Raw genomic sequence first — 25,360 nt, 5'->3', positions numbered from 1 at the left:
GTTGGATAGGGTCGTTCAACAAGCGGAAACGCTCCTGCGGCAGATTTTACCTCCCGGTTTCGAGGGCACGTACAGTGCGCAGTAAAACCCCGATATTGTCCCCGCTCTGTCCAAGTCCTGCCCCAATCCGGGGCAATACCAGTTTGTGAAGAACGTTTACGAGGTGACGGGTATGGATCGGCTGACCGAAATGGAAGCCTTCGCCACGGTGGTGGACCAGGGTGGTTTCACCGACGCGGCGAAGAAGATGGGAATCTCGAAATCGGCCGTATCGAAACATGTCTCCTCGCTGGAAGCGCGGCTCGGCGCACGGTTGCTGAACCGCACCACGCGGCGCGTCTCCCCCACCGAGATTGGCCTTGCGTATTACGACCGTGCCCGCCGCGTGCTGAATGATGCCGGCGAGGCTGACGCGCTGGTCACCTCGATGCAATCGGCACCCTCGGGGCTGCTGCGCATCTCCGTCGCCACGGATTTCGGAGTGAACCACCTGAGCCCGGTGCTGGGAGAATTCCTTGCCGAGTTTCCCGACATCACCGTCAACATGGTGCTCAACAATCGCTACGTCGAGCTGATCTCTGAAGGCTTCGACATGGCGGTGCGGATCGGCGAGCTGGAGGACAGCACGCTGCGCGCCCGCAAGCTGACCGACACCACCAAGCGGATGATCGCCTCGCCGAATTACTTCCAGCGGTTCGGACGCCCGCAGCGGATCGACGATCTGAACGAACACAAGCTGCTGCACTATTCCAACCAGTCCTCGGGCAACGTCTGGAAGGTGACCGCGCCTTCGGGCGAGAAGCGGCAGGTGCGCACCGCGGGCTGGCTGTCTGTGAACGACGGGCAATCGCTGCTCAATGCCTGCATCGCCGGGCTCGGCATCGCCTACCTGCCGTCCTACCTCTACGCGGATGCCATGAAGCAGGGGCTGGTCGAGGACGCGATCCCCGATCTTCCGGTCGAGACGCAGGGCATCTATGCCGTCTACCCGCCGGGCCGCTTTACCCAGCCGAAGGTTCGCGCCTTCATCGATTTCCTCGTGCATGCCTTCGCAGAGAAGGGCCCGCACGACTGGTGACCTTGTTTTCCTCGGGCTGCGATCGTTCACGGCCCACCTGCGCCCCGGTTCGTCACCGGGGCGTTCTTTTGTCCGCGGGGACAGGGGTCTCAGCTCCCCGCGCCCGCCGGCAGGGCGAGCCCGTCAAACAGGATTTTGCCGCGGCGCAGAATCGTCTCGACGCATTGGCCAGGGCTGGCACCGTCGTAGATCGCCGCACGCAGCCCATGGGTGTAGATCGCATAGAAGGAGTCGAGCGCATCCTCGAGTTCCTCCCCGCTTCTATGGGTGAATTGTGGCGAGTCCCGCAGCGCCTGGAGGATCGGAGCGAGCGCCTGCCTCAATTGCAGGCGGTTTTCGATCTCGGTGTCGGCAGGCCATTGCCAAAAGTAGGCCTGCATCACAGCGAGAAGCCGCGGATCCTCGAGGTCTCCCTCCACGTAAACGGTCACGATGTGGCGCAGCTTTTCCTCGAAGCTGGCGTGCAAGGGCACCGAGCCGCACAGCCTATCTATCTGGGAAGCATTGTTTTCCCGGATGAGGGCGTAGAGCAGGCCGGCCTTGGAATGGAAGTAGACGTTGATCATCGCATGGGTGACGCCGGCCATCCGGGCGATTTGCGTGACCGAAACGTTGTGGTAGCCGTGCTCATCGAAGAGAGTGCGGGCAGCTGCGGTCAGGCGCGCACGGGTTGCGGCGCTCTTCTCGTCACGGCTTCGTCGGCGGCTCGCTGGGCTGTCCATCTGCTTGAGATTACGGCACGAAACAGGAAAGTCTATGACATTGTTACTAACAATGTTGAAAATCTGTCGCCCGCGAGACATAAGCCGCGGGCGGGTGACGAGTACCCTAGGTATCTGGAGAGACTTGAATGGACAAGTTTGCTGAGCTGCGCGCCTTCACACATGTGATGGACCACGGCGGCTTCACAGCAGCGGCGGAAGCGCTTGGCATGTCCAAGGCGGCGGTTTCCAAGAACGTCGCGGCGCTCGAGCGTCGGCTTGGGCTCAAGCTCTTCGAACGCACCACGCGTCAGGTGCGTCCGACTACCGAGGGCAACCACTACTACCGCTGGACCCGCCAACTGCTTGCCGAGGCCGACTGGGCTGACACCTGTGCCCGCGCGCTGGCCGAACCGCAGGTCGCCGCGCTGCGCGTCGCGGCGCCCGCCGAGCTGGTCGAGCACATGATCCTGCCGCGGCTTGGCCGGTTCCTCTCGTCGCACCCCGACAGCTCGGTGGTTTTCGAGACGGGGGGCTCCGAGGGCTGCGATCTGACGCTGAGCGCCGAGACCGGCGAGGCGATGGACGGCCGGCCGCTCGCGGTCAGCACCCATGTGGTCGTCGCCTCCTCGCTCTACCTTGCCAGCCATGGCCGCCCGGAGAGCGCCAGCGATCTGGCAAACCACCGGCTGCTGCACCTGCCGTCCGAGCAGGAGGGCGTGATCTGGACGCTGACCGATCGCCGCGGTGCGGTCACCCCGGTCACCGCCGAGCGGCGGATCGAGATGGCCGACACGCGCTCCGTGCTCGAGGCCTGCCTTGCGGGACTCGGGATCGCCTGCCTGCCCGATTTCGTTGTGGCGCGGGACCTCAGCGTCGGGCGTCTGACGCGGGTTCTGCCCGACTACGATTCCGCGCGCCGGGTGATCCTGTCGCGCACCGAGAGCGGTGGTCCGGCGCGCGAACTGGCGATGCAATTCCAGTCCTATCTCGACAGCGCGCTGCGCGAGCAGGGCGCGCCGCTGGCCGGACGCGCCGGCGATCTGGCCCCCTGATCGAGGGCTGCGCCGCAACGCGTGCGGCGCTCACTCCACGGCGGGCAGCAGCACGACCTCGACGCGGCGGTTCTGCTCGCGGCCCGCGTCGCTGAGGTTGCTCGCAACCGGCGCGAGATAGCCCGCGCCATCCGCCTCCATCTGGCTCTCGGGCACACCCTTGGCCTGCAGGTAGCTGCGCGCGGCCCGCGCGCGGCGACGCGAGATCTCGACATTGGCGGCGACCGAGCCGGTGGCATCGGTGTGTCCCACGAAGAGCACCCGCCGCGCGGGATCGGCGGCAAGATAGTCCGCCAGCGCGTCGAGCGAGGCGATGTCGCCCGGCTCCAGCTCGTCTGCGCCGCTGGCAAAGGTGAGATCCCCCAGCACTGCATGGCCCCGCGCCTCGAGCGTCTGGATGAGGTCCGGCGTGCTGCTGGCGATCACCGGCTCTGCCTCTGCGGTCTCCTCCGGCGCGGGAACGGCCCCGGGCGCGGCGGCGCTGGCCCGGATCACCTGCACGAAGCCCACGGCGGGGCTGCGGCTGACCAGAAGGGTCAGAAATTCGCCCTCGGGGCTGCGTGCCGAGAGGGCGCGGTAGCTGCTGAGATCGACGTACATCGCCGGGCCGCGCATCACCTCGGTGGCGAAGCGGAAGTCGAAGCCGCCGCAGGCGCGCGCGGCGCAATCGAGCAGGATCTCCCATCCGGCGTCCTCGAGCTGCGCGCGGAGCGGTGCCATGATCTGCAGCACGGTGAGCCCGGTGGTCTCGATCCGCCAGGCCTGCCGCTGGATGCGGCCCTCGACGGTTTCGGTGAGCAGCCCCTCCATCTCGGTCCAAGGGGCCAAGGGGACGGCGTAGCTGCCGGGATCGGTGATCCGTTCCTCGGCGAGCTTGGCCGAGCCGGGCAGGGAGAGTTCGAAGGCTTGCGCCGGAAGGGCGGCAAGGACGGCCAGCACCAGCCCAGGAAGAAGGCGCTCAGCGCGCCTGCGCGTGGTAGTCGTCATTCGGCCGCATGTCTGTGGCGCTGGCCACCCGGTTGGTCATGTTGAAGAACGCCGCCACGTTGACGATGTCCCAGATGTCGCGCTCGGAAAAGCCCGCGTCGCGCAGCGCTTCGCGGTCGTATTCGGCGATCTCGGCGCTGCTCTTGGTCATCTTCTCGGCGAAGTGCAGCATCGCCCGGTGACGGTGGTTCAGATCAGCCGCGCGCCAGTTCATCACCAGCAGTTCGCCGAGCTTCGGATCGCCCGAGAGCGCGCGCACCGCGGCGCCATGGGCGGTCAAACAGTAGAAGCAGCGGTTGATCGAGGAGACCACCACGGCAATCATCTCGCGCTCGAGCTTGCTCAGCCCCGAATCCGCCAGCATCAGCTCGTTGTAGATCCCGGTAAAGGCATCGAGCTTGGCGATGTCGAAGGCATGCGCCCTGAGCACGTTCGGCACCATGCCCAGCTTCTCCTCGCAGACATCGAAGTATTTCTGCGTCCGCTCCGGGAGCGGGTCAACCATCGGCAGGTCGAGGGCGGTGGGCAGGTCCTTGGTCATGCGTTCAGGTTCCAGGCTTGATGCGGTAGTGGTACTGTCCCACAAGCTCCATCCCGAGGGAAGCATAGAGCCCGTTGGCCGCGGCGTTATCCGTGAGGCAGGCCAGCGACATGTAGCGTGCGCCCTTGCTCTCGGCCCAGACCGCCGCGCGCCTCATCATGGCCGTGCCGACGCCCTTGCCGCGGTGGGCCTCGAGCACCTCGAGCGCGTGGACCATGGCGATGCCGTCGTGGATCGCGCAGTAGCCCGCGCCCGCCGGCTTGTCCGAGACCCGACCGAAGAGCGCGGTCTTCGGGCCCCTGGCGCGCTCCATCACGCCGACGCGGGCCGGGCCGATACCGCCCGCGGCCCAGATCTCGCGCATCACCGCGAGCGGCTCCCAGAGCGCAAAGGCACTCATCCGGTGCGGCGGTTTCTCGGTCAGCAGGCCGATCTTGCAGACCCAGAGGTTGACCGGGTCGATGATACCGTAGCCGCGCGACTCGAGCGCCACGTCGAGCGCCGTCTCGCCGGCGCGGATCATGAAGAGAGGCTCCTGCCGCATCATCCGCTGCGCCTGTTCGGCGGCCTGCAGGTCGTCCGGGCTCCAGCCGTCCTCGGCGGTGATGCAAGAGACTCGCTTGCCGCCGCCGCCGCCCTCGCGCAGCAGCCAGGGGCCGGCGGCCACCGTCGAAGCGGCGGGCCAGGTGGTGTCGAGCGTGGCGTAAAGGCGGGGAAGGTCTGGCGTCATTCTTGCACTCTGCCGGGCCGCGGCGCGGGCAGGGCGCGCGCGGGCCGGAACGGGTTACGGTCTTTGTCCCTATCTATGGCGGCAGCGGTGCCCGAGGGCAATCGCCGCGGCGGGGCGGGGGCTCAGCTCTGGGGAAAGAGCGCGGCGAGACGTGTCATTGCCGCATCAACCCGGGCGCCCTCGGCGCCGCGGATGACGATGTTGGCACCGTAGACGCCGTCCTTCTGGAACGGGTAGGAGCCGATCGAGAGGTCAGAGAACTCGGCGGCCAGCGCCGAGAGCGGGCCGGCGATCTCGCCCTCGCCACGCTGGATGCGCAGCGATTGTGACAGCAGCGGCGCGCCGCCGGTCAGCGTCGGCAGCACGCTCGCCACCATCGCCTCGAAGACCGCGGGCACCCCGGCCATCACATGCACATTGCCAAGCGTGAAACCGGGCGCGATGGAGACCGGGTTGTCGATCAGCGTCGCGCCTTCGGGAATACGCGCCATGCGTTGGCGGGCCTCGTTGAACTCGGAGCCCTGGCGCCGATAGTGCGCCGCGAGCAGCTCGTAGGCATCCTGCCGCACTCCGATCGCGGCGCCAAAGGCCGCGGCGACCGCATCGGCGGTGATGTCGTCGTGAGTCGGGCCGATGCCACCCGAGGTGAAGACGTGGTCGAAGCTGGCGCTGAGCGCCTGCACCGCGCCGACGATGGCCTGCTTGTCGTCCGAGACCATGCGCGCCTCGCAAAGATTGATGCCCTGCTTGGTGAGAGCCTGCGCAAGGTAGTGCATGTTGGAATCGCGGGTCCGGCCCGAGAGGATTTCGTCTCCGATGACCAGCATTGCGGCGGTGGGATTGGCCATGGTCCTGCACTCCTAGTGGCGTCTGTCGCCCTTGGTATAGGCCTCGGCCCGGCGCTTTCAAACCCCCCGGAACCGTTTGCTTTTCCAGCTGTGGGCAGTCCCCCGAAGGCGCGCATGGGAAAGCGGGACGCAAGGTTCAAGATGCCTGCGCAAAAATCCGCTGGACAGTTACAGAATCTTCATGTGTTGTGGGCAACGGAATTTGGGTCGGCCAACCGGATACGATGTCCGGCAGGCCGACCAGGAAGATGGCGCTTTGGGAGGAGTGGCCATCTTCAGCGATCCGGTCGCCCCTTGGGAGGTGTTGGGGCGGCCGGATACTTTTCTTACAGGATATGCAGCCAGGCGACGCAAGCCGCTTCCTCGCAAAATCGCGGATCCGGCACCCCGCTCGCAAGGCCGAGAGAACAATTGCTCATTTCATGGGCAATTGCGCCCGGTCCCGGAGCGGCGAGGAGACCGTCACGGCGAGCAGAGTCGGGGGCACGGCGCGCCAGCGGCCACCAAGCGCTTTGCCAGGGATCGCACCTCCGCGATCCGCCCGAGATGCGTGCCATGCGCTCAGTTCAGAGCGGGTCTGCAATCCTGTACATTGTTCGCAGCCGTGAGAATGGCTAGTTTCATTTCACGACGCAGCGATGCGTCAACGGGTTTCCTGGAACTCTCTCCTCCTCCCTGAGTTCCGGAAATTGGCGGCGATCCCCCTCCTCCTCCCTGGGATCGCCGCACTTCCCGCTCCCCCAAGCTTTGATCCGCTTCTTGGCACCGCGCACTGGGACCTCTGCGATTCTCCGCATCTCGGCGGTTTCCTTGTCCGGCGCGGAAGGGTAAGCCTTTCCGATATCCCGCCGAGGCACAGTCTCGGCCGTTCGAGACCGAGGCAGACATGAAACTCATCATCGATACCGACCCCGGAGTCGACGACGCGCTGGCCATCCTCTACGCCGCCGCGCACCCACAGATCGAGCTGCTGGGGCTGACCACCGTGTTCGGCAATGTCACCGTGCAACAGGCGACCCGCAACGCGCTCTACCTGGTCGAGCGCGCAGGGCTCGACATCCCCGTGGCCGAGGGCGCGGCCAAGCCGATGCAGCTGCCGCCCTTCACCCCAAGCCATCATGTGCACGGCCCCGAGGGGTTCGGCCACCTGCCCGAGATGGCCCCCAAGGGCACCAAGATCGACGAGAGCGCCGCCGAGTTCCTCGTGCGCATGGCGCGCGCGCACAAGGGCGAGCTGGTGCTCTGTCCGATCGGCCCGATCACCAATGTCGCCGACGCCATCGCGCTCGATCCCGAGTTCGCTCGGAACCTGCGCGAAATCGTGTTCATGGGCGGCGCGCTCGACGCGCGCGGCAATATCACGCCCTACGCCGAGGCCAACACCTACCATGACCCGCATGCGCTCGACATCGTGCTACAAAGCGGGGCAGAGATTCGCATGATCGGGCTCGACGTGACGATGGAGGTGCTGCTCACCGCAGAGGACTTCGAGGAACTCGAGCGGCGCGACCCCGAGCATGGCGCCTTCCTGCGTGAAATGAGCCATTTCTACCTCGAGTTCTACCGCACTGTCGGCGCAGAGGGCTGCGGTCTACACGATCCGCTCGCCGTGATGGCCTGCGTCATGCCCGGGCTGGTGGGATTGGAGCACACGGCGGTGGACGTGGTGCTGGAAGGGCCGGAGATTGGCCGCACCCGCCGTGCGAGCGGGCGTCCCGAGATTGGCGTTGCGCTGAATTGCGACGGCGCCGACATCAAGCGGCGCTTCATAGCGAGTTTTGGGGGCTGAACCTTCCGCAAAGCAGAACCGCCGGACCATCGCTGGTCCGGCGGTTTTCATTTGAGCGCCACTGGCCGGCTCAGGACTGGGGAATGCCCTTGGGCGGCCCGAGGCGCTTTTGCGCGGCAATGCGGAAGGGCGCGTTCGGCCCTCCGAAGCCCTTGTAGCCCGGGCCGCGCTGGATGATCTCGAAGAACATGCCGCCGGCGAAGGCACGGCTGTAGACCTGGAAGAACTCCGCCTCGCCCTCGCGGTCGTAGAGGATGTTTCCGGCCCGCAGCTTCTCGAGCAGCCCCTCGGGCATGTCGAAACGCGCGGCCAGGTCATCGTAGTAGTTGCCCGGGATCGGCAGTGGCTCGAAGCCGAGCTCCCCCATCCGCGCCACGGTGTCGAAGATATCCTCGGTCGACAGCGCGATGTGTTGGACCGAGGCGCCGAAGGTCGAGGCGAGAAAGCGGCCCGCCAGCGTGCGATGCGTCTCGGCGCCGTTGAGGGTGATCTTCAAGCGGCCCGCGGCGCTTTCAACCACCTGGCTGCGCACCAGCCCGTCGGGATCGATCACGTCGACCATGGGCGATTTCTTCATGTCAAAGAGCGTGCTGTAGAACAGCGTCCAGCTCAGCATGTCCTCATAGGACATGGTCTGCGCGAGGTGGTCGACATGGGTGATCCCGGCACCGGCGTGCGGCTCGGTCGGCAATGCGTCGAACTCTACGTCCCAGACTTCGTCGAGCCCGCTGGTGCGGTCGATGAAATGCAGAACCGAGCCGCCGAGCCCGCGGATCGCCGGGATTGCCAGTTCGCCCGGCCCGGTGGGCTGCGAGAAGGTCGGCGAGCCAAGCGCATTGGCGCGGGTCACGGTGTCTTGCGCAGAGGAGACCTGCAGGCCGATGTCGCACACCGACAGGCCGCGGGTATTCCAGACGTGCGCGGCGTGCCCCTCGGTCTCGGAGTTCACCACGATGCGCACGTCGCCCTGCTGCCAGAGCGTGATCGCCTTGTTGCGGTGCTTGGCGGCGTTGCGGAAGCCGAGGGTGCGCAGCATGGCGGTCAGCGTCTCGACCTCGCCGTCGCGGGCGGCGAATTCGACAAAGCTGACATCCTCTGCGCGGACGCGCGGCGGGATGGCGGGCAGGTCGATGCGCGTCTCGGGTTCGGCGCGGCGCACGTCGTCCATCAGCGCGATCAGCGAGCGGTAGCCGTCCTGCGCCGTGGCGCGGGCATTGCTGCCGCGGAACTGGTCGTTGAAGATCTCGAGGCTGATCGGCCCGGTGTAGCCCGCCGCCATGACAGCCTGCATGAAGCGCTGCACCTCGAGATCACCCTCGCCGGGCATATTGCGGAAGTGGCGCGACCAGTAGAGCAGGTCCATGTCGATCGCGGGCGCGTCGGCGAGCTGCACGAAGAAGATCTTCTCGCCAGGGATCGCGCGGATCGACTCCGGATCCAGCTTGCGGCCGAGTGTGTGGAAGCTGTCGAGGATGATCCCGACATTGGGGTGATCGGCCTGGCGCACGATCTCCCAGGCGTCGCGGTGGTCGTTGATGTGACGGCCCCAGGCCAGCGCCTCGTAGCCAAGACGGATGCCGCGCTCGCGGGCGATCTCGCCCAGTTCGGCGAGGTCGCCCGCGGCCCGCTTGATGCCGCCCAGCGAGCGCGGGTGCACCGACGAGCATATCAGGATCAGGTCAGTGCCAAGCTCCTGCATCACGTCGAACTTGCGCTTGGCGCGGTCAAAGGCCTTGGAGCGCAGCGGCTCGGGCAGGCATTCGAAATCTCGGAAGGGCTGGAACAGCGGGATCTCGAGCCCGTGGTCGCGGATCATCCGCCCCACGTCCCGCGCGCCACCATCATGGGCGATGAAATCCTGCTCGAATATCTCGACACCATCGAAGCCTGCGGCGGCGATGGCCTCGAGCTTCTCGGGCAGGGTGCCCGAGATCGAGACGGTGGCGATCGCGGTTTTCATGGCGGGGGCCTCCTCAGTAGCCGAGCACGCGCGGCAGCCATATCACGGTCTGGGGCACGAAGGTCAGGATGATGAGCACGAGCACTTCAACAAGGAAGAACGGCATGATCGCCCGGATGAGCTTGGCCATGCCGACGTTCGCCACCCCTTCGGCGACGAAGAGACACAGGCCCAGCGGCGGGGTGATCAGGCCGATCATCAGGTTGAAGATGACCAGAATGCCGAAATGTGTGGGATCGACGCCCATCGACACGGCGATCGGGTGCAGGATCGGCACCAGCACCAGCATCGCCGCGATGCCCTCGAGGAACAGGCCCACGAAGAGGAAGAGCACGATCACCGCCAGCAGGAAGGTGGTCTTGCTGTCGACGTTCCCCAGGACCCAGTCGGTCAGCATGTTTGGAACGCGGTTGTAGGTCAGCAGCCAGTTCGCCGCCGAAACCGCCGCGATGATGATCAGGATCACCGCGCTGTCGCGCATGGCACCCGAGAAGATCCGCGGTAGCGCCGAGAGACGGATGTTGCGGTAGACGAAGAGCCCGAGGATGAGCGCGTAGCCGACGGCGAAGCTCGCAGCCTCGGTCGGGGTGACGATGCCCAGCAGGATCGAGCCCACCACCAGCACCGGCATCAGCAGCGGCAGAATGCCCTGCAGCAGCGCCTGAGCGTTCGAGGGGCCGCCGAGATCGCCGGCCTCGTGGCCGGCGTCGACCTTGACGGTCATCATGACGTAGGCCGAGAGGAACACCGCCAGCAGGATGCCGGGGATCACGCCTGCGAGGAAGAGCGCCGGTACCGATACGCCCGAAACGATCAGCGCGTAGATGATGACCGGGATCGACGGCGGGATGATCGGGCCAATGACCGAAGAGGCGGCAGTCAGCGCCGCGGCGAAGGCGCGGTCATAGCCGTGCTTTTCCATCTCCGGGATGAACACGCGGCCGATCGCCGAAGTGTCGGCCACGGCCGAACCCGACAGGCCCGCGAAGATCACCGAGGCCCAGATATTGACCAGCGCGAGGCCGGCGCGCATGCGGCCCACCAGCACGTTGGCAAAGGCGATGATCCGGCCGGTGATGCCGCTTTCGTTCATCAGCTCGCCCGCCAGCACGAAGAGCGGGATTGCCAGCAGCGGGAAGGAGTTGAGACCTTTGAAGATCTCGGTCGGCACGATGCGCAGCGTGTAAGGCGCTTCGCCCATGCCCATGAAGAAGAGCAGCGCCGCGAGGATGGCCACCGCGATGGGGGCTCCGGCCAGCAGGCCGCCGATGAGGATGACGTAGACCATGGATCAGACCTCTGCGTCGCGGCCGGAGAGCCGCTGCATGAGCTTCAGTGCCGCCGCGATGGCGAGGAGCGCGCCGCCGAAGGCGATGGCGTATTGATAGGGGCCCACCTTGCCGAGCCACGTGAGCGCCTCGATGCCGGTGCCCTGCGCCAGCGCGTCGGCGGTGCTCTTGAGACCGGAGGAGGCGACATCGCCGCGGCGCAGGGCAAAGACGTGCCCGGCGTAGGCGAGCGCGATGCCGGTGGCGACGCCGACGGCGTCAGCGGCCACGAAGAACCAGTGACGTAGGCGTTTGGGCAGCATGTCCGAGACCACGGTGAAGCGGATGTGGTTGTCGCCAAGATAGGCCAGCGCCAGGCCGAACATCACCCCGTAGATCGTCAGGTAGATCGGCAGCTCCTCGCCCCAGGGGACGGAACGCCCCACGGCGTAGCGCCGCAACGAGTTGACGAAGATGATGATGAAGACCAGCGCCATGCTGAGACCTGCGCCGAAGGCGAAGACCCACCTCGCGCCGCGGATGAGACGATCCATCTTGGCTCCTCCATGGGAAAGACCGGGCCGCGCAGGGCGGGCCCGGCCGGATGTCATGCGGTGTTACTGGGTCGCGTCTGCGACAGCCGACTGCAGGCGATCGATCCACTCGGCGTCGTCACCAAGCTCGCCGCGCAGGTATTCGATCACCGCGGGCTGTGCCTTTTCGGCGAAGGCTGCGATCTCGTCCGAGGTCGGTGCATAGACCTGCATGCCCTCGGCCTGTGCCTTGCCGACGCCTTCGGCGGTGTTCCACTGCTGGATCGCGCGGCCCATGGTGCCGGCAACGCGTGCTGCCTTGCGAACAACTTCCTGCTGCGCCGGCTCGAGCATGTCATAAAACTCGTCCGAGATCACGATGAAGTCCGCCGCGTAGACGTGGCCGTCGAGCGTCATGTACTTCTGCAGCTTGTGCAGACCGTTGTTGTAGATCACCCCGACCGGGTTCTCCTGGCCATCGACCACGCCGGTAGAGAGCGCGTTCGGCAGCTCGGTCCAGGCGATGGGGGTCGGCTCGCCGCCGAGGCCCTTGACCATTTCCACGTAGAGCGGGATCGGCTGGACGCGGAACTTCAGGCCTTCCATGTCCGCAGGCGATTTGATCTCGCGGGTGTTGTTGGTGAAGTTGCGGAAGCCGGTCTCGCCGTAGGCGAGGGTGCGCAGGCCGGTCTCTTCGAGGCAGTGCTGCGCCAGCTCGTCGCCGAAGGGTCCGTCGAGCACGTCCCAGGCGACGGTCGCCGACGAGAAGGTGTAGGGGATGTCGAGCACGGAGGCTGCCGGGCAGACCTTGGACATCGCGCCCGAGATCAGCGCGACCTGGGTCAGGTTGTCCTGCACCTGCGCCACCAGCTCGTCCTCGTTGCCAAGCGCGCCGGCCGGGAAGATCTCGACAGTCATGTCGGATTCACTCTCGACGATGTTCTTGAAGATCTGCGCCGCGGCGCCTTTCTTCGAGCCGGTCCAGTCGTCGGGGTCGACGTGGGCGACCCGCAGGGTCTGCGCCCCGGCGGCAGTGGCGACGAGGCCACCGCAGAGTGCGGTGGCGGCGAGCAGTGTCTTGGTGATCGAACGCATGAGTTCCTCCCTTAGCGTTTCTGTGTGCCCGCGTCCTGCGCAGGCTGATCGAAGGCGTCGAAGGTCGCCTTCATGCGAACCGGATCGGCGGGCCGCCCGGTGAAGAGTTCAAAGGCGCGCACCGCCTGGAAGACCGCCATGCCCGAGCCCGGCAGCACCCGGCACCCCTTGGCGCGCGCGGTGGCGATGAGCTGGGTTTCCAGCGGGAAATAGACGATGTCGGCGACCCAGAGGTCGGCGTCTATCAGGTCTTCGTCGATCGCCATGCCCGGCAGCTTGGCCATGCCCATAGGGGTCGCGTTGACCACACCGTTCGGCTTGTCCTGCGCAAAGAGCGCGGCAAGATCGCTGACTGCCTGCGTTTTGGTGTCCGGACGGTTCGAGGCGACGAGCCTTGCCAGCCCCTCGGCACGGGCAGGATCGGTGTCGAAGATCGACAGGTTCTTCACGCCGCAATCGGCCAGCGCGTGTGCGACGGCGACGCCTGCGCCACCGGCCCCCAGCAACACCGCGTGATCCGTATCGGCGCCGTCGAGACCGCGGCGGAAGCTCTCGGCAAAGCCCCACATGTCGGTGTTGTGACCGATCCGCCTGCCATCCTGGAAGACAACGGTATTCACCGCGCCGACGGCGCGCGCGTTCTCGCTCAACTCGTCGAGCAGGGGGATCACGTCGATCTTGTAGGGGTAGGTGATGTTGAGGCCATCGAAGCCCGCGGCCTCGGCCGATTGCACCATCTGCGCCAGCGTCATGTCGCGCCGCTCGGGCGCGTCCATGTCGAGCTTCTTGTAGGTGGCAAAGAGACCCTGCGCGCGTGCCTCCTGCATTTGCATGAGAGGCGTGCGCGACAGCGCGATACCCTGACCGATCAGCCCGGCCAGCAGGCAGTCTTCCCGTGTTTGCGCGGTGTCCAAAGCGGTCTTCTCCCCCTTGCGTCGTGTTGGCGGCCTCGCGGCAACCAGGCCCGGATGCTTTGAACTCCCGGGTTAATTGGCATCAACATTGAACTCACGGGTTAAATTGTCAAGATAATTGAACCCACGGGTTAAAAATGTAGGATGGTCCCCGGTGAGGCAGCAGGGAAAGCCCATGGAAAGTCGCGAGAAGTCCCGGAAGTGGAAACAGAATCCGGAAGCGGTCAAGGCGGATATCCTGCGCGTCGCGCGGGCCGAATTCGCCAAGAACGGGCTTTCGGGCACCCGAATCGAGGACATCGCGGCGGGCACGAAGACGTCGAAGCGGATGATCTTCTATTATTTCCAGGACAAGCAGTCGCTCTACGAGGCGGTGCTCGAAGACTGCTATGCCGAGGTGCGCGAGGGGGAGTTGGAGCTCGACCTGGAAGGGTTGCGGCCCGACGTGGCGCTGCGGGCGCTGCTGGAATTCACCTTCGACCACCACCGCCGCAACCCTGAGTTCATCCGCCTGGTGATGATCGAGAACATCCACGAGGCGCGGCATATGCAGAAGATGCACGCGCTGGCGGCAAAGAACGAACGCGCCATCGGGGTGGTCGAGCGGATCTGTCGGGCGGGCTGCGAGGCGGGGCTCTTCCGCCCGGACATCTCGCCGGTCACGCTGCACTGGCAGATCAGCGCCGTCAGCTTCTTCAACGTCGCCAACCGCGCGACCTTCTCGACCAACTTCGGCCCGGAGCTGTTTGGCGAGGCGGGGCAGGCTCTGCTGCGACGCACCGCGATCCGCGGCATCCTCGCCTCGGTTTTGAAGGACGTGAGCCAGCTCGACGCGCTGTGCCCGGCGGATCCCGCGCTGGCCTAGAGCCCGGGCACCAACCGCGCGGCGTCGAGGATAGAAAAGACCGGCCGGCCGGTGACCTGCCGGATCGCCTTGGCATAGGGCGGCAGGTTGCCGCATTCGAGCACGATGGCGGCGATCTCGGGCGCGCGGACGACGAGCGCTTCGGCGGCGCGGCAGACCTCGGCCTGCATCCGCGCGGCATCGAAGGAGGCGTGCTGGCTGTGCTTGGGGGCAAGAAACGTTTCCGCGAAAAGTGCGCTGTCCTGCAGCCCGCCGATCCGCACGTCCTCGGGGCCGGCCCCGGCGGCGCGGAGCGCCTCCGAGCCAAGCGCCGAAGCCGAGGCGGTGAGCACTCCGACAGGCCGTCCGCCGACCATCAGCCGCACGCTCGGCAAGAGGCAAAGGCCCGACAGCAGCACCGGCACGGGCAAGGATGCCCCGATCTCGCGCTGAACGGTGATCAGGAAGCCGCAGGTCGAGGTGATCAGGCAGGCGCCTTCGGACACCAGATCCTCGGCGGCCCTGCGGAACCCGTCGACCAAAGCGGGCGCGGGGCGGCCGTCCTTGACGATGTCGGGGCTGCCCGCGCCGGGCACGACGCGGACGCGGGCGGGCAGGTGGTAGCTTTCCGGATTGCCCGCGTCGCCAAGGATGCGCGGAAAGCGCGTGTCGAGACTTAGGATGCCGACAAAGGGGGACATGTGGTGCCTCGGGGAAGGGCCGGGAGCGCGAAAGGCGCTCCCGGCGGGTCTCATTGCTTGGCCTGTACCATGTCCGGCAGCCAGGTGGCGAGGCCGGGGAAGGCAACCAGCACGCCCACCATCAGCACCATGATCAGGAACATCGGCAAGGCGGTGCGGGCGATGTAGCTCATGTCGTGGCGGGTCATCCCTTGCAGCACGAAGAGGTTGAAGCCCACTGGCGGGGTGATCTGCGCCATCTCGACCACCACCACGATGAAGATGCCGAACCAGATGAGGTCGATCCCCGCGGCGCGGATCATCGGCTCGATGATCGCCATGGTCAGCACCACCGCCGAGATCCCGTCAAGGAACATGCCGATGATGATGTAGAAGACCGTGAGCGCCGCGATCAGCGCCACCGGCGACAGCTCCCACGCGGCGATGACCCCCGCGAGCGCGCGCGGCACGCCGGTGAAGCCCATGGCCAGTGTCAGGAAGCTCGCCCCCATCAGGATCAGCGCGATCATCGCGGAGGTGCGGGTGGCCCCCATCAGGCTCTGGCGGAAGGCCTCCCAGCTCAGCGAGCCCTGCAGCGCCGCCAGCACCAGCGCCCCGATGACGCCGAAGGCCGCCGCCTCGGTCGCTGTGGCGACGCCGAGATACATCGAGCCGATGACCACGAGGATGAGCACGATCACCGGGATCAGCAGGGTCGAGGCACGCAGCTTCTCGGCAAAGGTGGTCTGCGGCTCGGGCGTGGGGGTCTGGTCTTTGCGGACCACGGACCAGATCGCGATATAGGCCATGAACATGGTTGCGAGCACGATGCCGGGGATGACGCCCGCCATGAAGAGCCCGGTGATGCTTTGCTGCACGGTCACGCCATAGACGATGAGGGTCAGCGAGGGCGGGATCATCAGCCCGAGCGTGGCCGCCCCGGCGAGCGTGCCGATGATCATGAACTCGGGATAGCCGCGCTTGCGCAGCTCGGGGATCGACATCTTGCCCACGGTTGTCAGCGTCGCCGCCGAGGAGCCCGAGACTGCTGCGAAGACGGTGCAGCCGACCACATTTGAATGCAGTAGGCCACCGGGGAAGCGCGAAAGCCAGGGCGCGAGTCCCTTGAACATGTCCTCGGAAAGCTTTGTGCGATAGAGGATTTCGCCCATCCAGATGAACAGCGGCAGCGACGTGAGAGTCCAGCTCGAGGACGAGGACCAGACGGTGATGCTCATCGAGCTGCCGGGGTTGCGCGGGGTGAAGCCGATCATCCCCATGTAAGCCACGCCCATCAGCGCCAGCCCGACCCAAAGACCGGAGCCGAGAAGGAAGAACAGAACGAAGAGGAAGACCCCGATCTTCAGCCCCACCGCATCACGGTCGAAGCCGGTCATCAGGTGGACCGCGGCGTAGAGCACCAGCGCGCATGCCGCGAACATGGCGAGCCGGACCTTCGTCGATCCCAGTGCATCGCGCAGCATCGGACCGCGCGGGGCATCGACACCCATCTTTTCGGTGAAGAGCAGCCCAAGCAGGCTGTCGATCACCGCGATGGCCAGCAGCACTGCGCCCACGGCCATGGCGATCTGTGGGATCCACAGCGGTGTGCCATCCTGGCCCTGGCTGATGTCGTTGATCTTGTGGCTCAGGATCGGCGCCTGCACGGCGTACCAGGCAAAGAAAAGCGCGACCGCTGCGCCGGCGGTGTAGCACCAGATCTCGATGCCCCGGCGCAAGGCGCCGCCGCGCTCGACGAGCATGCCGACCCGGATGTGCTCGTTGCGGCGGAACGTGTCGGCCAGCGCGAGAAAGGACGCCGTGGCCATGGCATAGCCGGCGTAATTCGCGCCGCCGGGGAACAGCACCCCGGTCCAGCGGGTGACCATCTGGGCGACGACAAGGCAAAGGATCGAGACCAGCGCCAGAGCCGCCCCGAAGCCGGAGAGTGTGTAGAGCCCGTCGGTCAGGCGGCGCAAGGTAGAGCCAGCAGTCATCGCGTCGCGGCCTCCCGTGTTTGTAGGTGATGTCGTGGCTTTGTCAGCCCAGGGCGGACGCACCTGCCTCGCTGGAAGCAGGGTCGGCGCCCCGGTCTTGCCGGGGCACCCTGCGTCTGTCGAGCCCGTGCTTGCGGGGCCAGTGCTTACTGGGCCTCGTAGGCGTCAACGATGGCCTTGCCATCCTCGCCCGCGTTCTCCAGCCATTCGGCGGTCATGGTCTTGCCGATCTCCTGCAGCTTGGCGGTGATCGCCTCGCTCGGCGGGTTCACGTCCATGCCGTTGTCGGCCAGTGTCTTGACGAAACCGCCGGCCAGTTCGGAGGCCTTCTCGGCGCCGCGGGTCTGCGCGGCCGCCGCCTCGTCGAGCACACAGGTGCGCGCCGCGTCAGACAGCCCGTCCAGCGCGTCCTTGTTGACGAAGACGGTGTTGCGCGGCAGCCAGGCCTTCACATCGTAGAAGTTGGTCATGTCTTCCCAGACGCTCTCATCCACGCCGGTGGCGCCCGAGGAAATCATCGCCGAGACGACGCCGGTCGCCAGTGCCTGCTTCAGATCCGCGGCCTCGACTTGCGTCGGCACCATGCCGGCAAGCTCGGCGACGCGCGCCGTGATCGAGTTGTAGGCGCGGAACTTGGTGCCTTCCATCGCCTCGGGGGTCTCGACAGGCTTGGAGAAATAGAGACCCTGCGGCGGCCAGGGCACCGAGTAGAGCGGCACGATGTTCTGCTCTTCGAGCACCTTGGCCAGCACGGGCTCGGCGGCGGCGCGCAGCTTCTCGGACGCCTCGAAGGAGGTCGCGAGGAAGGGGATCGAGTCATAGGCGAAGACGGCGTTCTCGTTGGCATGGGCGGACAGGAGGCGCTCGCCGATCTGCGCTTCACCGAGCTGCACGGCGCGCTTGATCTCGTCGCCCTTGAACAGCGAGCCGCCAGCGTGGATGACGATCTCGAGCTCGCCGCCGGTACATTCCTTGACCGCATCCGCGAAGGTCTGCGCGTTCTCGGTATGATAGTTGTTGGCGGGGTATGCCATCGGCATGTCCCAGGTCTCGGCCGAGGCGGCGCCAGCGAGCGCGGTGGTCAGCGTCAGGACTGCGGCTGCGGTGAGTTTCATAGTGTACCTCTCTGTGGTTGTTCGGGTTTTGTTATCTGTCTCCCGATCCGGCCTATGTGGGCCTCGACGGGAAGATTTTGCAATCACGTTTGCAGAAGTTTCGCGGCAATGGAACGGGCGATATCGCGTCAGTGCCACGCGGGTGGGCAATTGCCGGTGGCGCCGCGGAGGCGCCATGACCCAGCCGGGCGACGGGTGGGCCGCGCGCCGACCACCCAGAGAAACAGCCGGAGGGGAAACGACCGGGGTGCCCACAGCCGGGGTGCTGCGCGCGGCGCCGAGCCCGACGTATCCCGCCTTGTTGCGGAAATGCGACAAGTAACTGAGTATTTTTATCTGGTATATTGTCGCCTGGGGGCGATGATGGTTTTCCTCCGCGGGCCAGCTTCCGCCAGCGACCCTCAGAACATCGTGAAACTTCAGCGCAGAGAGGATCGCTCATGGCATCCGCACGTGCACGGCTTGCCTCTGGCACAGCCGTATTTCTCCTGTCCGCCGCCCCGCTGACCCCGGCACTGGCGCAGGACCTTACACTTGGCGACGACAGCGGCTACGAGCTCGGGACCATCGTTTTGACCGCCGAGGAGCAGATCAAGCAGGCGCTCGGCACCTCGACCATCACCGCCGCGGACATCGAGAAGCAGCCCGTGGTCAACGACGTGGCCGAGATCATCCGCAAGATGCCGGGGGTCAACCTTAGCGGCACCTCGCCCTCGGGTCAGCGCGGCAACCAGCGCCAGGTCGACATCCGCGGCATGGGTCCGGAGAACGTGCTGATCCTGATCGACGGCAAGCCGGTGCTGTCGCGCACCTCGGTGAAGATGGGCCGCTCGGGCGAGCGCGACACCCGCGGTGACACCAACTGGGTGCCCGCCGAGATGGTCGATCGCATCGAGGTCATTCGCGGCCCGGCGGCGGCCCGCTATGGCTCGGGTGCCGCGGGCGGGGTGGTGAACATCATCACCAAGGCCCCGGAAGAAGACTTGCTGCAGCTCGGCACCTTCTTCGACGCGCCCGACAGCAGCCTCGAGGGCGCGACCCAGCGCTACAACCTGCTGTGGGCCAGGAAGCTGAACAACGACTTCTCGCTGCGCTTCTCGGGCAGCTACAACAAGACCGATGCCGATGATCCCGAGCTCAATGCCGAAACCGTCGAGGGCGAGACCTGCACCGACCGGAGCGGCGCAGAGACCGAATGCGGCTACGACGCGGGCAGCGAGGGCGTGGTCAACAAGGATGCCTCGTTGCTGCTGCGCTGGACGCCGAGCGACCGCAACAGCTTCGACTTCGATCTCGGCTGGTCGCGGCAGGGGAACATCTACGCCGGCGACAAGCTGCTCGGTGGCGGCTTGACCGACAGCGGCGGCACGGTTGTCGATGACCTTGCCGAGGACGGCGACGAAACCAACGTCATGGAGCGCTACACCGCCGCCATCACCCACAACGGCAGCTACGGCTGGGGCGAAACGCGCAGCTACCTGCAATACGAGCACACCGACAACACCCGTCTGACCGAGGGGCCGGCCGGCGGGTCCGAGGGCATGATCAATGCAACCGACGAATGGGATACGGCGCTGCTCGATGCCATCGCGGCCAAGTCCGAGACCTACATCGACCGCAGCTTCCTCGGCCGCCCCTCGGCGCTGACGCTCGGCGCCGAAGCGCGCTACGAGCGGCTCGATCTCGGCGACTACAGCTCATTCGCGTCGATCACCAGCGATGACGGTGGCATCAATTCCTCCAGCGGCGACGAGATCACCGAGCAACTGACCCTCGGTCTCTATCTCGAGGACAACATCGAGTGGACCGACCGGCTGACGCTGACCCCCTCGGTGCGTGTCGACTGGGCGGACAGCTTTGGCTACAACTGGTCGGGCGGGCTGAATGCCTCCTACGCGGTGAACTCGGAATGGACGGTCAAGGGCGGCGTGGCGCGGGCCTTCAAGGCGCCGACGCTCTACCAGCTGTCCGACACCTACGTCTACACGACGCGCGGCAATGGCTGCCCTTATCCCTACGTCGGCGACGGCCCCTGCTACGTTCTGGGCAACGACGACCTGGACCCCGAGACCTCGATCAACTCCGAAATCGGGATCGCCTATGCCGGCCTCAATGGTGTCAACGCGACGCTGACCTATTTCCACAACGACTACCGCGACAAGATCCAGGCGGGCACCGAGCAGGCCGGCACCACCCAGGTCAGTGGCAACGCGGCGCGGCTCTACCAATGGGAAAACGTTCCCCAGTCGACGGTCGAGGGTCTTGAGGGCAGCTTCGCGATGCCTCTCGGCGAGCGGGTCTCGCTGGCGGTGAACGGAACCTACATGATCGAGTCGAGCCAGAAGCTGAAGATCAAGGGCGGCACCAATTCGGATGGCGAGACCTATGACGGCGTCGAGGTCGACGTGCCGCTGTCGCTGGTGCCCGAGTACACGATCAACGCCGCGGTGACCTGGAACGTAAACGACAGGTTCAGCCTTATCCCCTCGCTCACCCACTATGGTCCGATCGAGGCGACGGAATACAGCGCCGCGACCGGCTACGCCCAGGGTGACGACGAGGACCGCGATCCCTACACGCTGGTCAATCTCGGCATGACCTATCAGTTCGACAACGGCTTCGATCTCAAGGCCGGGGTGACCAACCTTTTCGACACCGAGATCCTGCGCTCGGGAGACGGTGCGAACACCTACAACGAGCCCGGACGAGCCTATTACTTCGGTCTGACCAAGACCTTCTGATCTCCGAAGTAGTTCCTCAAAAAAACTAAGATCTGCCCGCATCTTGCGGGCAGATCTTTATGTTGTCGCGGTAGGCCAGAGGCGGCAGGCACGAAAAGCCGCGGGCAGCAGACCCGCCCGCGGACTGAGATAGGTCAGGCTGGGATCAGAAATCCCAGTCTTCGTCCTCGGTGGCGACAGCCTTGCCGATGACGTAGCTCGATCCCGAGCCCGAGAAGAAGTCGTGGTTCTCGCTGTCGGGGCTCAGCGCGGCCATGATGGCCGGGTTCACCTCGGCGGCTTCGGGTGGGAAAAGCGCTTCGAAGCCAAGGTTCTGCAGCGCCTTGTTCGCGTTATAGTGGAGGAAGGCCTTCACCTCCTCGCTCAAACCGATCCCGTCGTAGAGCTCTTCGGTGTAGCGCGCCTCGATCTCGTAGAGTTCGAACAGCAGCGAGAAGGCGTAATCCTTCAACTCGGCCTTGCGCTCGGCGGTCTCGCGCTCCAGCGCGCGCTGGAACTTGTAGCCGATGTAATAGCCGTGCACCGCCTCGTCGCGAATGATCAGGCGGATGAGGTCGGCGGTGTTGGTCAGCTTGGCGCGGCTCGACCAGTACATCGGCAGGTAGAAGCCCGAGTAGAACAGGAAGCTCTCGAGGAAGACCGAGGCGATCTTGCGCTTCAGCGGATCGGCACCGGCGGCATAGGTTTCCAGCACGGCGCGGGCCTTGGCCTGCAGGTGCGGGTTCTCGTCGGACCAGCGGAAGGCCTCGTCGACCTCGCGGGTCGAGCAGAGCGTCGAGAAGATCGAGCTGTAGCTGCGCGCGTGCACCGCTTCCATGAAGGCGATGTTGGTCAGCACAGACTCCTCGTGTGGGGTCTGCGCATCGGGCATCATCGCCGGTGCGCCGACCGAGTTCTGGATGGTGTCGAGCAGCGTCAGCCCGGTGAAGACGCGGATGGTCAGCTGCTTCTCGGCATCGGTCAGCGTCGCCCAGCTCTGCACATCGTTCGACAGCGGCACCTTTTCGGGCAGCCAGAAGTTCACCGTGAGACGGTTCCAGACCTCGAGGTCCTTCTCGTCCTGCAGCCGGTTCCAGTTGATCGCCCGCGGCACGGCGGGGGAAGTGACGGTGTCCTTCATCGGATCATCCCTTGTTCGGGCGCAGCGGCCCTCATCCCATCCGGAGCGCGCGCCCGCGCCCCGTTAATCTTTCCTCAAATACTCCGGGGCTGCGGGGGCGCTGCCCCCGTCTCATCCCCTCAGAGCGTGCAGGAGACGCAGCCCTGCACTTCGGTGCCCTCGAGCGCGGTCTGGCGCAGGCGCACGTAGTAGATCGTCTTGATGCCCTTCTTCCACGCGTAGATCTGCGCGCGGTTGATGTCCCGCGTGGTGGCCTCGGCGGGGAAGAACAGCGTCAGCGACAGGCCCTGGTCGACGTGCTCGGTGGCCGCCGCATAGGTGTCGATGAGCTTTTCCGGGCCGATCTCGTAGGCGTCGCGGTAATACTCGAGGTTCTCGTTGTTCATGAAGGCGGCCGGGTAGTAGACGCGGCCGATCTTGCCTTCCTTGCGGATCTCGATCTTCGAGACGATCGGGTGGATCGAGGAGGTCGAGTTGTTGATGTAGCTGATCGAGCCTGTCGGCGGCACCGCCTGCAGGTTCCGGTTGTAGAGCCCGTGCTCCATCACGTCGGCCTTCAGCGCGTCCCAATCCGAACGCGTGGGCAGGGTGATGCCGTCGAAGAGCTTGCTGACGGTTTCGCTCTCGGGCAGCCAGTCGCGGGTGACGTATTTCTCGAAAAAGCTGCCGTCGGCATATTTCGACTTCTCGAAGCCCTTGAAGGTCATGCCTTTTTCCCGCGCCATGGCACAGGAGGCGCGCAGCGCGTGATAGGCCACGGCGGCGAAATAGACCGAGGTGAACTCGACGCCCTCGTCGGAGCCGTAATGGACGTGCTCGCGGGCCAGGTAGCCATGCAGGTTCATCTGGCCGAGACCGATCGCGCGGCTTTCGTCGTTGCCGCGGCGGATCGAAGGCACGCTGTCGATCGCCGACATTTCCGACACGGCGGTGAGCGCGCGGATCGCGGTCTCGATCGAGGCGCCGAAGTCCGGGCCGTCCATGGTCTTGGCGATGTTCAACGAGCCGAGGTTGCACGAGATGTCGGTGCCCAGCTTCGAGTAGCTCAGGTCGTCGTTGAACTCCGACGCCTCGGCCACCTGCAGGATCTCCGAGCAGAGGTTCGACATGGTGATGCGCCCGTCGACCGGGTTGGCTTCGTTCACCGTGTCCTCGAACATGATGTAGGGATAGCCGCTCTCGAACTGGATCTCGGCCAGCGTCTGGAAGAAGGCGCGGGCGTTGATCTTGGTCTTGCGGATGCGCTTGTCCTCGACCATCTCCTCGTATTTCTCGGTGACCGAGATTTCGGAGAAGGGCACGCCGTAGACCTTCTGCACGTCATGCGGCGAGAAGAGATACATCGGCTCGTTACGCTTGGCGAGCTCGAAGGTCACGTCGGGGATCACCACGCCAAGGCTGAGGGTCTTGATACGGATCTTCTCGTCGGCGTTCTCGCGCTTGGTGTCGAGGAACTTGAGGATGTCGGGGTGGTGCGCGTTTAGATAGACCGCGCCCGCGCCCTGACGCGCACCCAGCTGGTTGGCATAGGAGAAGCTGTCTTCGAGCAGCTTCATCACCGGGATGACGCCAGAGGACTGGTTCTCGATGCCCTTGATCGGCGCGCCGGCCTCGCGGATGTTGGTCAGCATCAGGGCGACGCCGCCGCCGCGCTTGGACAGCTGCAGCGACGAGTTGATCGCCCGGCCGATGCTTTCCATGTTGTCTTCGATGCGCAGCAGGAAGCAGGAGATCAGCTCGCCCCGACTCTTCTTGCCGGCGTTGAGGAAGGTCGGCGTGGCGGGCTGGAAGCGGCCCGAGAGGATCTCTTCCATGAACGACATCGCCAGCGCCTCGTCGCCGCGTGCCAACGCCAGGGCCACCATGACGACGCGGTCCTCGTAGCGCTCGAGGAAGCGTTTCCCGTCACGCGTCTTCAGCGTGTAGGAGGTGTAATACTTGAACGCGCCGAGAAAGGTCGGGAAGCGGAACTTCTTGGCAAAGGCCGCGTCCCAGATCTTCTGCAGGAAGGCGGGCGGGTATTGCTCGAGCACCTCCGCCTCGTAATAGCCTTCCTCGACGAGGTAGCCGAGCTTTTCCGTCAGCGAGTGGAAGAACACGGTGTTCTGGTTCACGTGCTGAAGGAAATACTGCCGCGCCGCCATCCGGTCGGCCTCGAAGCGGATATTGCCGTCCGCATCGTAGAGGTTCAGCATGGCGTTGAGCGCGTGGTAGTCCAGCGTCTCGTTCAGGCGGTCAAGCATGGGGTCCCCCAGAAAGCGTCGAGCCCGTCGTTGACGCGGGCGAAATCCTTGGTCGTTCCCGCCAGCTCAAACGAGTAGAGCAGGGGGACATTGCATTTTTGCGCGATGACGCGGCCGGCGAGCGCGAAGGTCTCGCCGAAGTTGCGATTGCCGCTGGCGATCACGCCGCGCAGCAGCGCGCGGCGGGACGGGTCGTTGAGAAAGCGGATCACCTGCTTCGGCACCGCGCCGCGACCTTCGCCGTCGGCATAGGTCGGGCAGATCAGCACAAAGGGATCGCGCGGATCGGGCGTCAGTTCCTTGGGCGACACCGGGATGCGCAGCGCCGCCCGGCCGAGGCTGGCGACGAAGCGCGCGGTGTTGCCGCTGGCAGAGGAGAAGAAGACGAGCCCCGACATGGTCGATCCCTTGTTGCCGATCCCGCCGCGATCAGCTCGCGAGGCGGGCGATCAGGTCCGGACGGAAGCCCGACCAGTGGTCTTCGCCAAAGGTCACGACGGGGGCCTGGCGGTAGCCGAGCTCGGTGACCAGCGACATGGCCGCGTCGTCCTCGGTGAGGTCGATCACGTTGTAGTCCAGCCCCTTGGCATCGAGCGCGCGGGTGGTGGCAGTGCACTGCACGCAGGCGGGTTTCGAATAGACGGTGATCATGCTCTTGCGTCCTCAGCTGCGAAGGCGGGGACGCGTCACCGCGCAGGCCTTGTGCCTGACGCGGTCCTCGCACGCCCCGAACCCTCCGTTCGTGGTCATTCTGTCAGGCCTTCGGCAGGTCTCCTGGCTTGGCGGGTCGTGGGTCCGGCCGCGCCTTCCCGGGATGTCCCAGTGGCTCATTGGGCCTTCACTCGCCGCTTACAGTTGCGGGGGCAGCACCGGTGTTACACCGGTTTCCCTCTTAGCGCCGCGCCGGGCCGTCGCCCGACTCGATGAACCGAAAAGCAACTATATCTAGAACAGGATGCAGGTCATGCGTCAATATCCTGTTGTGCGAGCCCGACTTCAAAAAAATTCTGCAGCCTCTGTGTGCAGCAAGTCGGCCACGGTGGACACCCTTGGAGCGGGCGTTTGCAAGGGGTTGCGCGGGCCATGCATTCTCGACAACTCGGCCCTGCAGGAATGTGCGT

General features: G+C 65.6%; 22 protein-coding genes, 1 pseudogene and 1 riboswitch. Of the genes and pseudogenes, 5 read left to right on the top strand and 18 right to left on the bottom strand.

Annotation, left to right across the window (positions count from 1 at the left end):
- Window positions 1-172 precede the first annotated feature (172 nt).
- A complete protein-coding gene (locus tag G0Q01_RS23680) occupies window positions 173-1,078 on the top strand; it encodes a LysR family transcriptional regulator (RefSeq protein ID WP_092420218.1) in 906 nt (301 codons plus the stop codon).
- An 89-nt stretch (window positions 1,079-1,167) separates the two neighbouring features.
- On the opposite strand, the gene G0Q01_RS23675 is transcribed toward G0Q01_RS23680, so the two are convergent.
- Entirely contained in the window at window positions 1,168-1,800 is a 633-nt protein-coding gene (locus tag G0Q01_RS23675; RefSeq protein WP_164189142.1) for a TetR/AcrR family transcriptional regulator, read from the bottom strand.
- Window positions 1,801-1,928: 128 nt separating this feature from the next.
- On the opposite strand from G0Q01_RS23675, the gene G0Q01_RS23670 reads away from it, so the two are divergent.
- Window positions 1,929-2,834: a LysR family transcriptional regulator gene (locus G0Q01_RS23670; RefSeq protein ID WP_164213920.1), complete on the top strand. Its 906-nt coding sequence runs from the start codon at window positions 1,929-1,931 to the stop codon at window positions 2,832-2,834.
- A 30-nt stretch (window positions 2,835-2,864) separates the two neighbouring features.
- Here the strand turns inward: G0Q01_RS23670 and G0Q01_RS23665 are convergent, their stop codons facing one another.
- The 4 genes from G0Q01_RS23665 to G0Q01_RS23650 all read right to left on the bottom strand — a co-directional run bounded on the left by G0Q01_RS23665 (window position 2,865) and on the right by G0Q01_RS23650 (window position 5,940).
- A complete protein-coding gene (locus G0Q01_RS23665; protein WP_164189138.1) occupies window positions 2,865-3,821 on the bottom strand; it encodes an OmpA family protein in 957 nt (318 codons plus the stop codon).
- A complete protein-coding gene (locus tag G0Q01_RS23660) occupies window positions 3,793-4,362 on the bottom strand; it encodes a peroxidase-related enzyme (protein WP_164189136.1) in 570 nt (189 codons plus the stop codon). The genes G0Q01_RS23665 and G0Q01_RS23660 overlap by 29 nt, the downstream gene beginning before the upstream one ends.
- 4 nt (window positions 4,363-4,366) lie before the next feature.
- The gene (locus G0Q01_RS23655) at window positions 4,367-5,092 is read right to left on the bottom strand and encodes a GNAT family N-acetyltransferase (RefSeq protein ID WP_164189134.1); all 726 of its coding nucleotides are present in this window, start codon (window positions 5,090-5,092) and stop codon (window positions 4,367-4,369) included.
- 122 nt (window positions 5,093-5,214) lie between these two features.
- Complete coding sequence (locus G0Q01_RS23650) at window positions 5,215-5,940, bottom strand: molybdopterin-binding protein (protein WP_164189132.1); 726 nt, start codon at window positions 5,938-5,940, stop codon at window positions 5,215-5,217.
- Window positions 5,941-6,826: 886 nt separating this feature from the next.
- On the opposite strand from G0Q01_RS23650, the gene G0Q01_RS23645 reads away from it, so the two are divergent.
- On the top strand, window positions 6,827-7,729 hold the full coding sequence (locus tag G0Q01_RS23645; protein WP_164189130.1) for a nucleoside hydrolase: 903 nt from the start codon (window positions 6,827-6,829) through the stop codon (window positions 7,727-7,729).
- A 70-nt stretch (window positions 7,730-7,799) separates the two neighbouring features.
- Here the strand turns inward: G0Q01_RS23645 and G0Q01_RS23640 are convergent, their stop codons facing one another.
- From G0Q01_RS23640 to G0Q01_RS23620, 5 genes are all read right to left on the bottom strand, one after another.
- Complete coding sequence (locus G0Q01_RS23640) at window positions 7,800-9,689, bottom strand: bifunctional sugar phosphate isomerase/epimerase/4-hydroxyphenylpyruvate dioxygenase family protein (RefSeq protein WP_164189128.1); 1,890 nt, start codon at window positions 9,687-9,689, stop codon at window positions 7,800-7,802.
- Window positions 9,690-9,702: 13 nt separating this feature from the next.
- Window positions 9,703-10,977 (bottom strand): TRAP transporter large permease, encoded by a 1,275-nt coding sequence (locus G0Q01_RS23635; RefSeq protein WP_108969139.1) that lies wholly within the window; start codon window positions 10,975-10,977, stop codon window positions 9,703-9,705.
- Between the two features lie 3 nt (window positions 10,978-10,980).
- Complete coding sequence (locus G0Q01_RS23630; RefSeq protein ID WP_164189126.1) at window positions 10,981-11,511, bottom strand: TRAP transporter small permease; 531 nt, start codon at window positions 11,509-11,511, stop codon at window positions 10,981-10,983.
- Window positions 11,512-11,574: 63 nt separating this feature from the next.
- A complete protein-coding gene (locus tag G0Q01_RS23625; protein ID WP_108969142.1) occupies window positions 11,575-12,585 on the bottom strand; it encodes a DctP family TRAP transporter solute-binding subunit in 1,011 nt (336 codons plus the stop codon).
- An 11-nt stretch (window positions 12,586-12,596) separates the two neighbouring features.
- Window positions 12,597-13,499: a shikimate dehydrogenase gene (locus G0Q01_RS23620; RefSeq protein WP_164189124.1), complete on the bottom strand. Its 903-nt coding sequence runs from the start codon at window positions 13,497-13,499 to the stop codon at window positions 12,597-12,599.
- A 175-nt stretch (window positions 13,500-13,674) separates the two neighbouring features.
- Between G0Q01_RS23620 and G0Q01_RS23615 the strand changes: the two genes are divergently transcribed.
- The gene (locus G0Q01_RS23615) at window positions 13,675-14,364 is read left to right on the top strand and encodes a TetR/AcrR family transcriptional regulator (protein ID WP_108969145.1); all 690 of its coding nucleotides are present in this window, start codon (window positions 13,675-13,677) and stop codon (window positions 14,362-14,364) included.
- Here G0Q01_RS23615 and G0Q01_RS23610 read toward each other — a convergent pair.
- The 4 genes and pseudogenes from G0Q01_RS23610 to G0Q01_RS23600 all read right to left on the bottom strand — a co-directional run bounded on the left by G0Q01_RS23610 (window position 14,361) and on the right by G0Q01_RS23600 (window position 18,135).
- Window positions 14,361-15,044, bottom strand: a complete 684-nt coding sequence (locus G0Q01_RS23610; RefSeq protein WP_164189123.1) for an aspartate/glutamate racemase family protein — start codon at window positions 15,042-15,044, stop codon at window positions 14,361-14,363. The two genes, G0Q01_RS23615 and G0Q01_RS23610, sit on opposite strands and share 4 nt — an antisense overlap.
- A 50-nt stretch (window positions 15,045-15,094) precedes the next feature.
- Window positions 15,095-16,420 carry a TRAP transporter large permease gene (locus G0Q01_RS23605; protein ID WP_235940376.1) on the bottom strand — a complete coding sequence of 442 codons (1,326 nt, stop codon included), beginning with the start codon at window positions 16,418-16,420 and terminating at the stop codon, window positions 15,095-15,097.
- Window positions 16,421-16,558: 138 nt separating this feature from the next.
- A pseudogene (locus tag G0Q01_RS26970) lies at window positions 16,559-17,020 on the bottom strand (TRAP transporter small permease); the annotation flags it as partial.
- 146 nt (window positions 17,021-17,166) lie between these two features.
- Entirely contained in the window at window positions 17,167-18,135 is a 969-nt protein-coding gene (locus G0Q01_RS23600; RefSeq protein ID WP_164189119.1) for a TRAP transporter substrate-binding protein, read from the bottom strand.
- A gap of 440 nt (window positions 18,136-18,575) precedes the next feature.
- Here G0Q01_RS23600 and G0Q01_RS23595 point away from each other — a divergent pair, with 440 nt between their 5' ends.
- Window positions 18,576-20,876 carry a FepA family TonB-dependent siderophore receptor gene (locus G0Q01_RS23595; RefSeq protein WP_164189116.1) on the top strand — a complete coding sequence of 767 codons (2,301 nt, stop codon included), beginning with the start codon at window positions 18,576-18,578 and terminating at the stop codon, window positions 20,874-20,876.
- A gap of 145 nt (window positions 20,877-21,021) precedes the next feature.
- On the opposite strand, the gene nrdF is transcribed toward G0Q01_RS23595, so the two are convergent.
- The 4 genes from nrdF to nrdH form a co-directional block, all read right to left on the bottom strand.
- Entirely contained in the window at window positions 21,022-21,996 is a 975-nt protein-coding gene (gene nrdF, locus G0Q01_RS23590; RefSeq protein WP_108969153.1) for a class 1b ribonucleoside-diphosphate reductase subunit beta, read from the bottom strand.
- 119 nt (window positions 21,997-22,115) lie between these two features.
- The gene (gene nrdE / locus G0Q01_RS23585) at window positions 22,116-24,239 is read right to left on the bottom strand and encodes a class 1b ribonucleoside-diphosphate reductase subunit alpha (protein WP_164189114.1); all 2,124 of its coding nucleotides are present in this window, start codon (window positions 24,237-24,239) and stop codon (window positions 22,116-22,118) included.
- Window positions 24,224-24,637 (bottom strand): class Ib ribonucleoside-diphosphate reductase assembly flavoprotein NrdI, encoded by a 414-nt coding sequence (gene nrdI, locus G0Q01_RS23580; RefSeq protein WP_108969157.1) that lies wholly within the window; start codon window positions 24,635-24,637, stop codon window positions 24,224-24,226. Before nrdI ends, nrdE begins: the two co-directional genes overlap by 16 nt.
- Window positions 24,638-24,668: 31 nt before the next feature.
- Complete coding sequence (nrdH, locus tag G0Q01_RS23575; protein ID WP_095881531.1) at window positions 24,669-24,890, bottom strand: glutaredoxin-like protein NrdH; 222 nt, start codon at window positions 24,888-24,890, stop codon at window positions 24,669-24,671.
- Window positions 24,891-24,985: 95 nt separating this feature from the next.
- A riboswitch (cobalamin riboswitch) is annotated at window positions 24,986-25,187 on the bottom strand.
- Window positions 25,188-25,360 lie beyond the last annotated feature (173 nt).

Source organism: Salipiger sp. PrR007, from assembly GCF_010499845.1.
GTDB lineage: Bacteria > Pseudomonadota > Alphaproteobacteria > Rhodobacterales > Rhodobacteraceae > Salipiger > Salipiger pacificus_A.
This window is presented reverse-complemented; position numbering and strand designations above follow the sequence as displayed.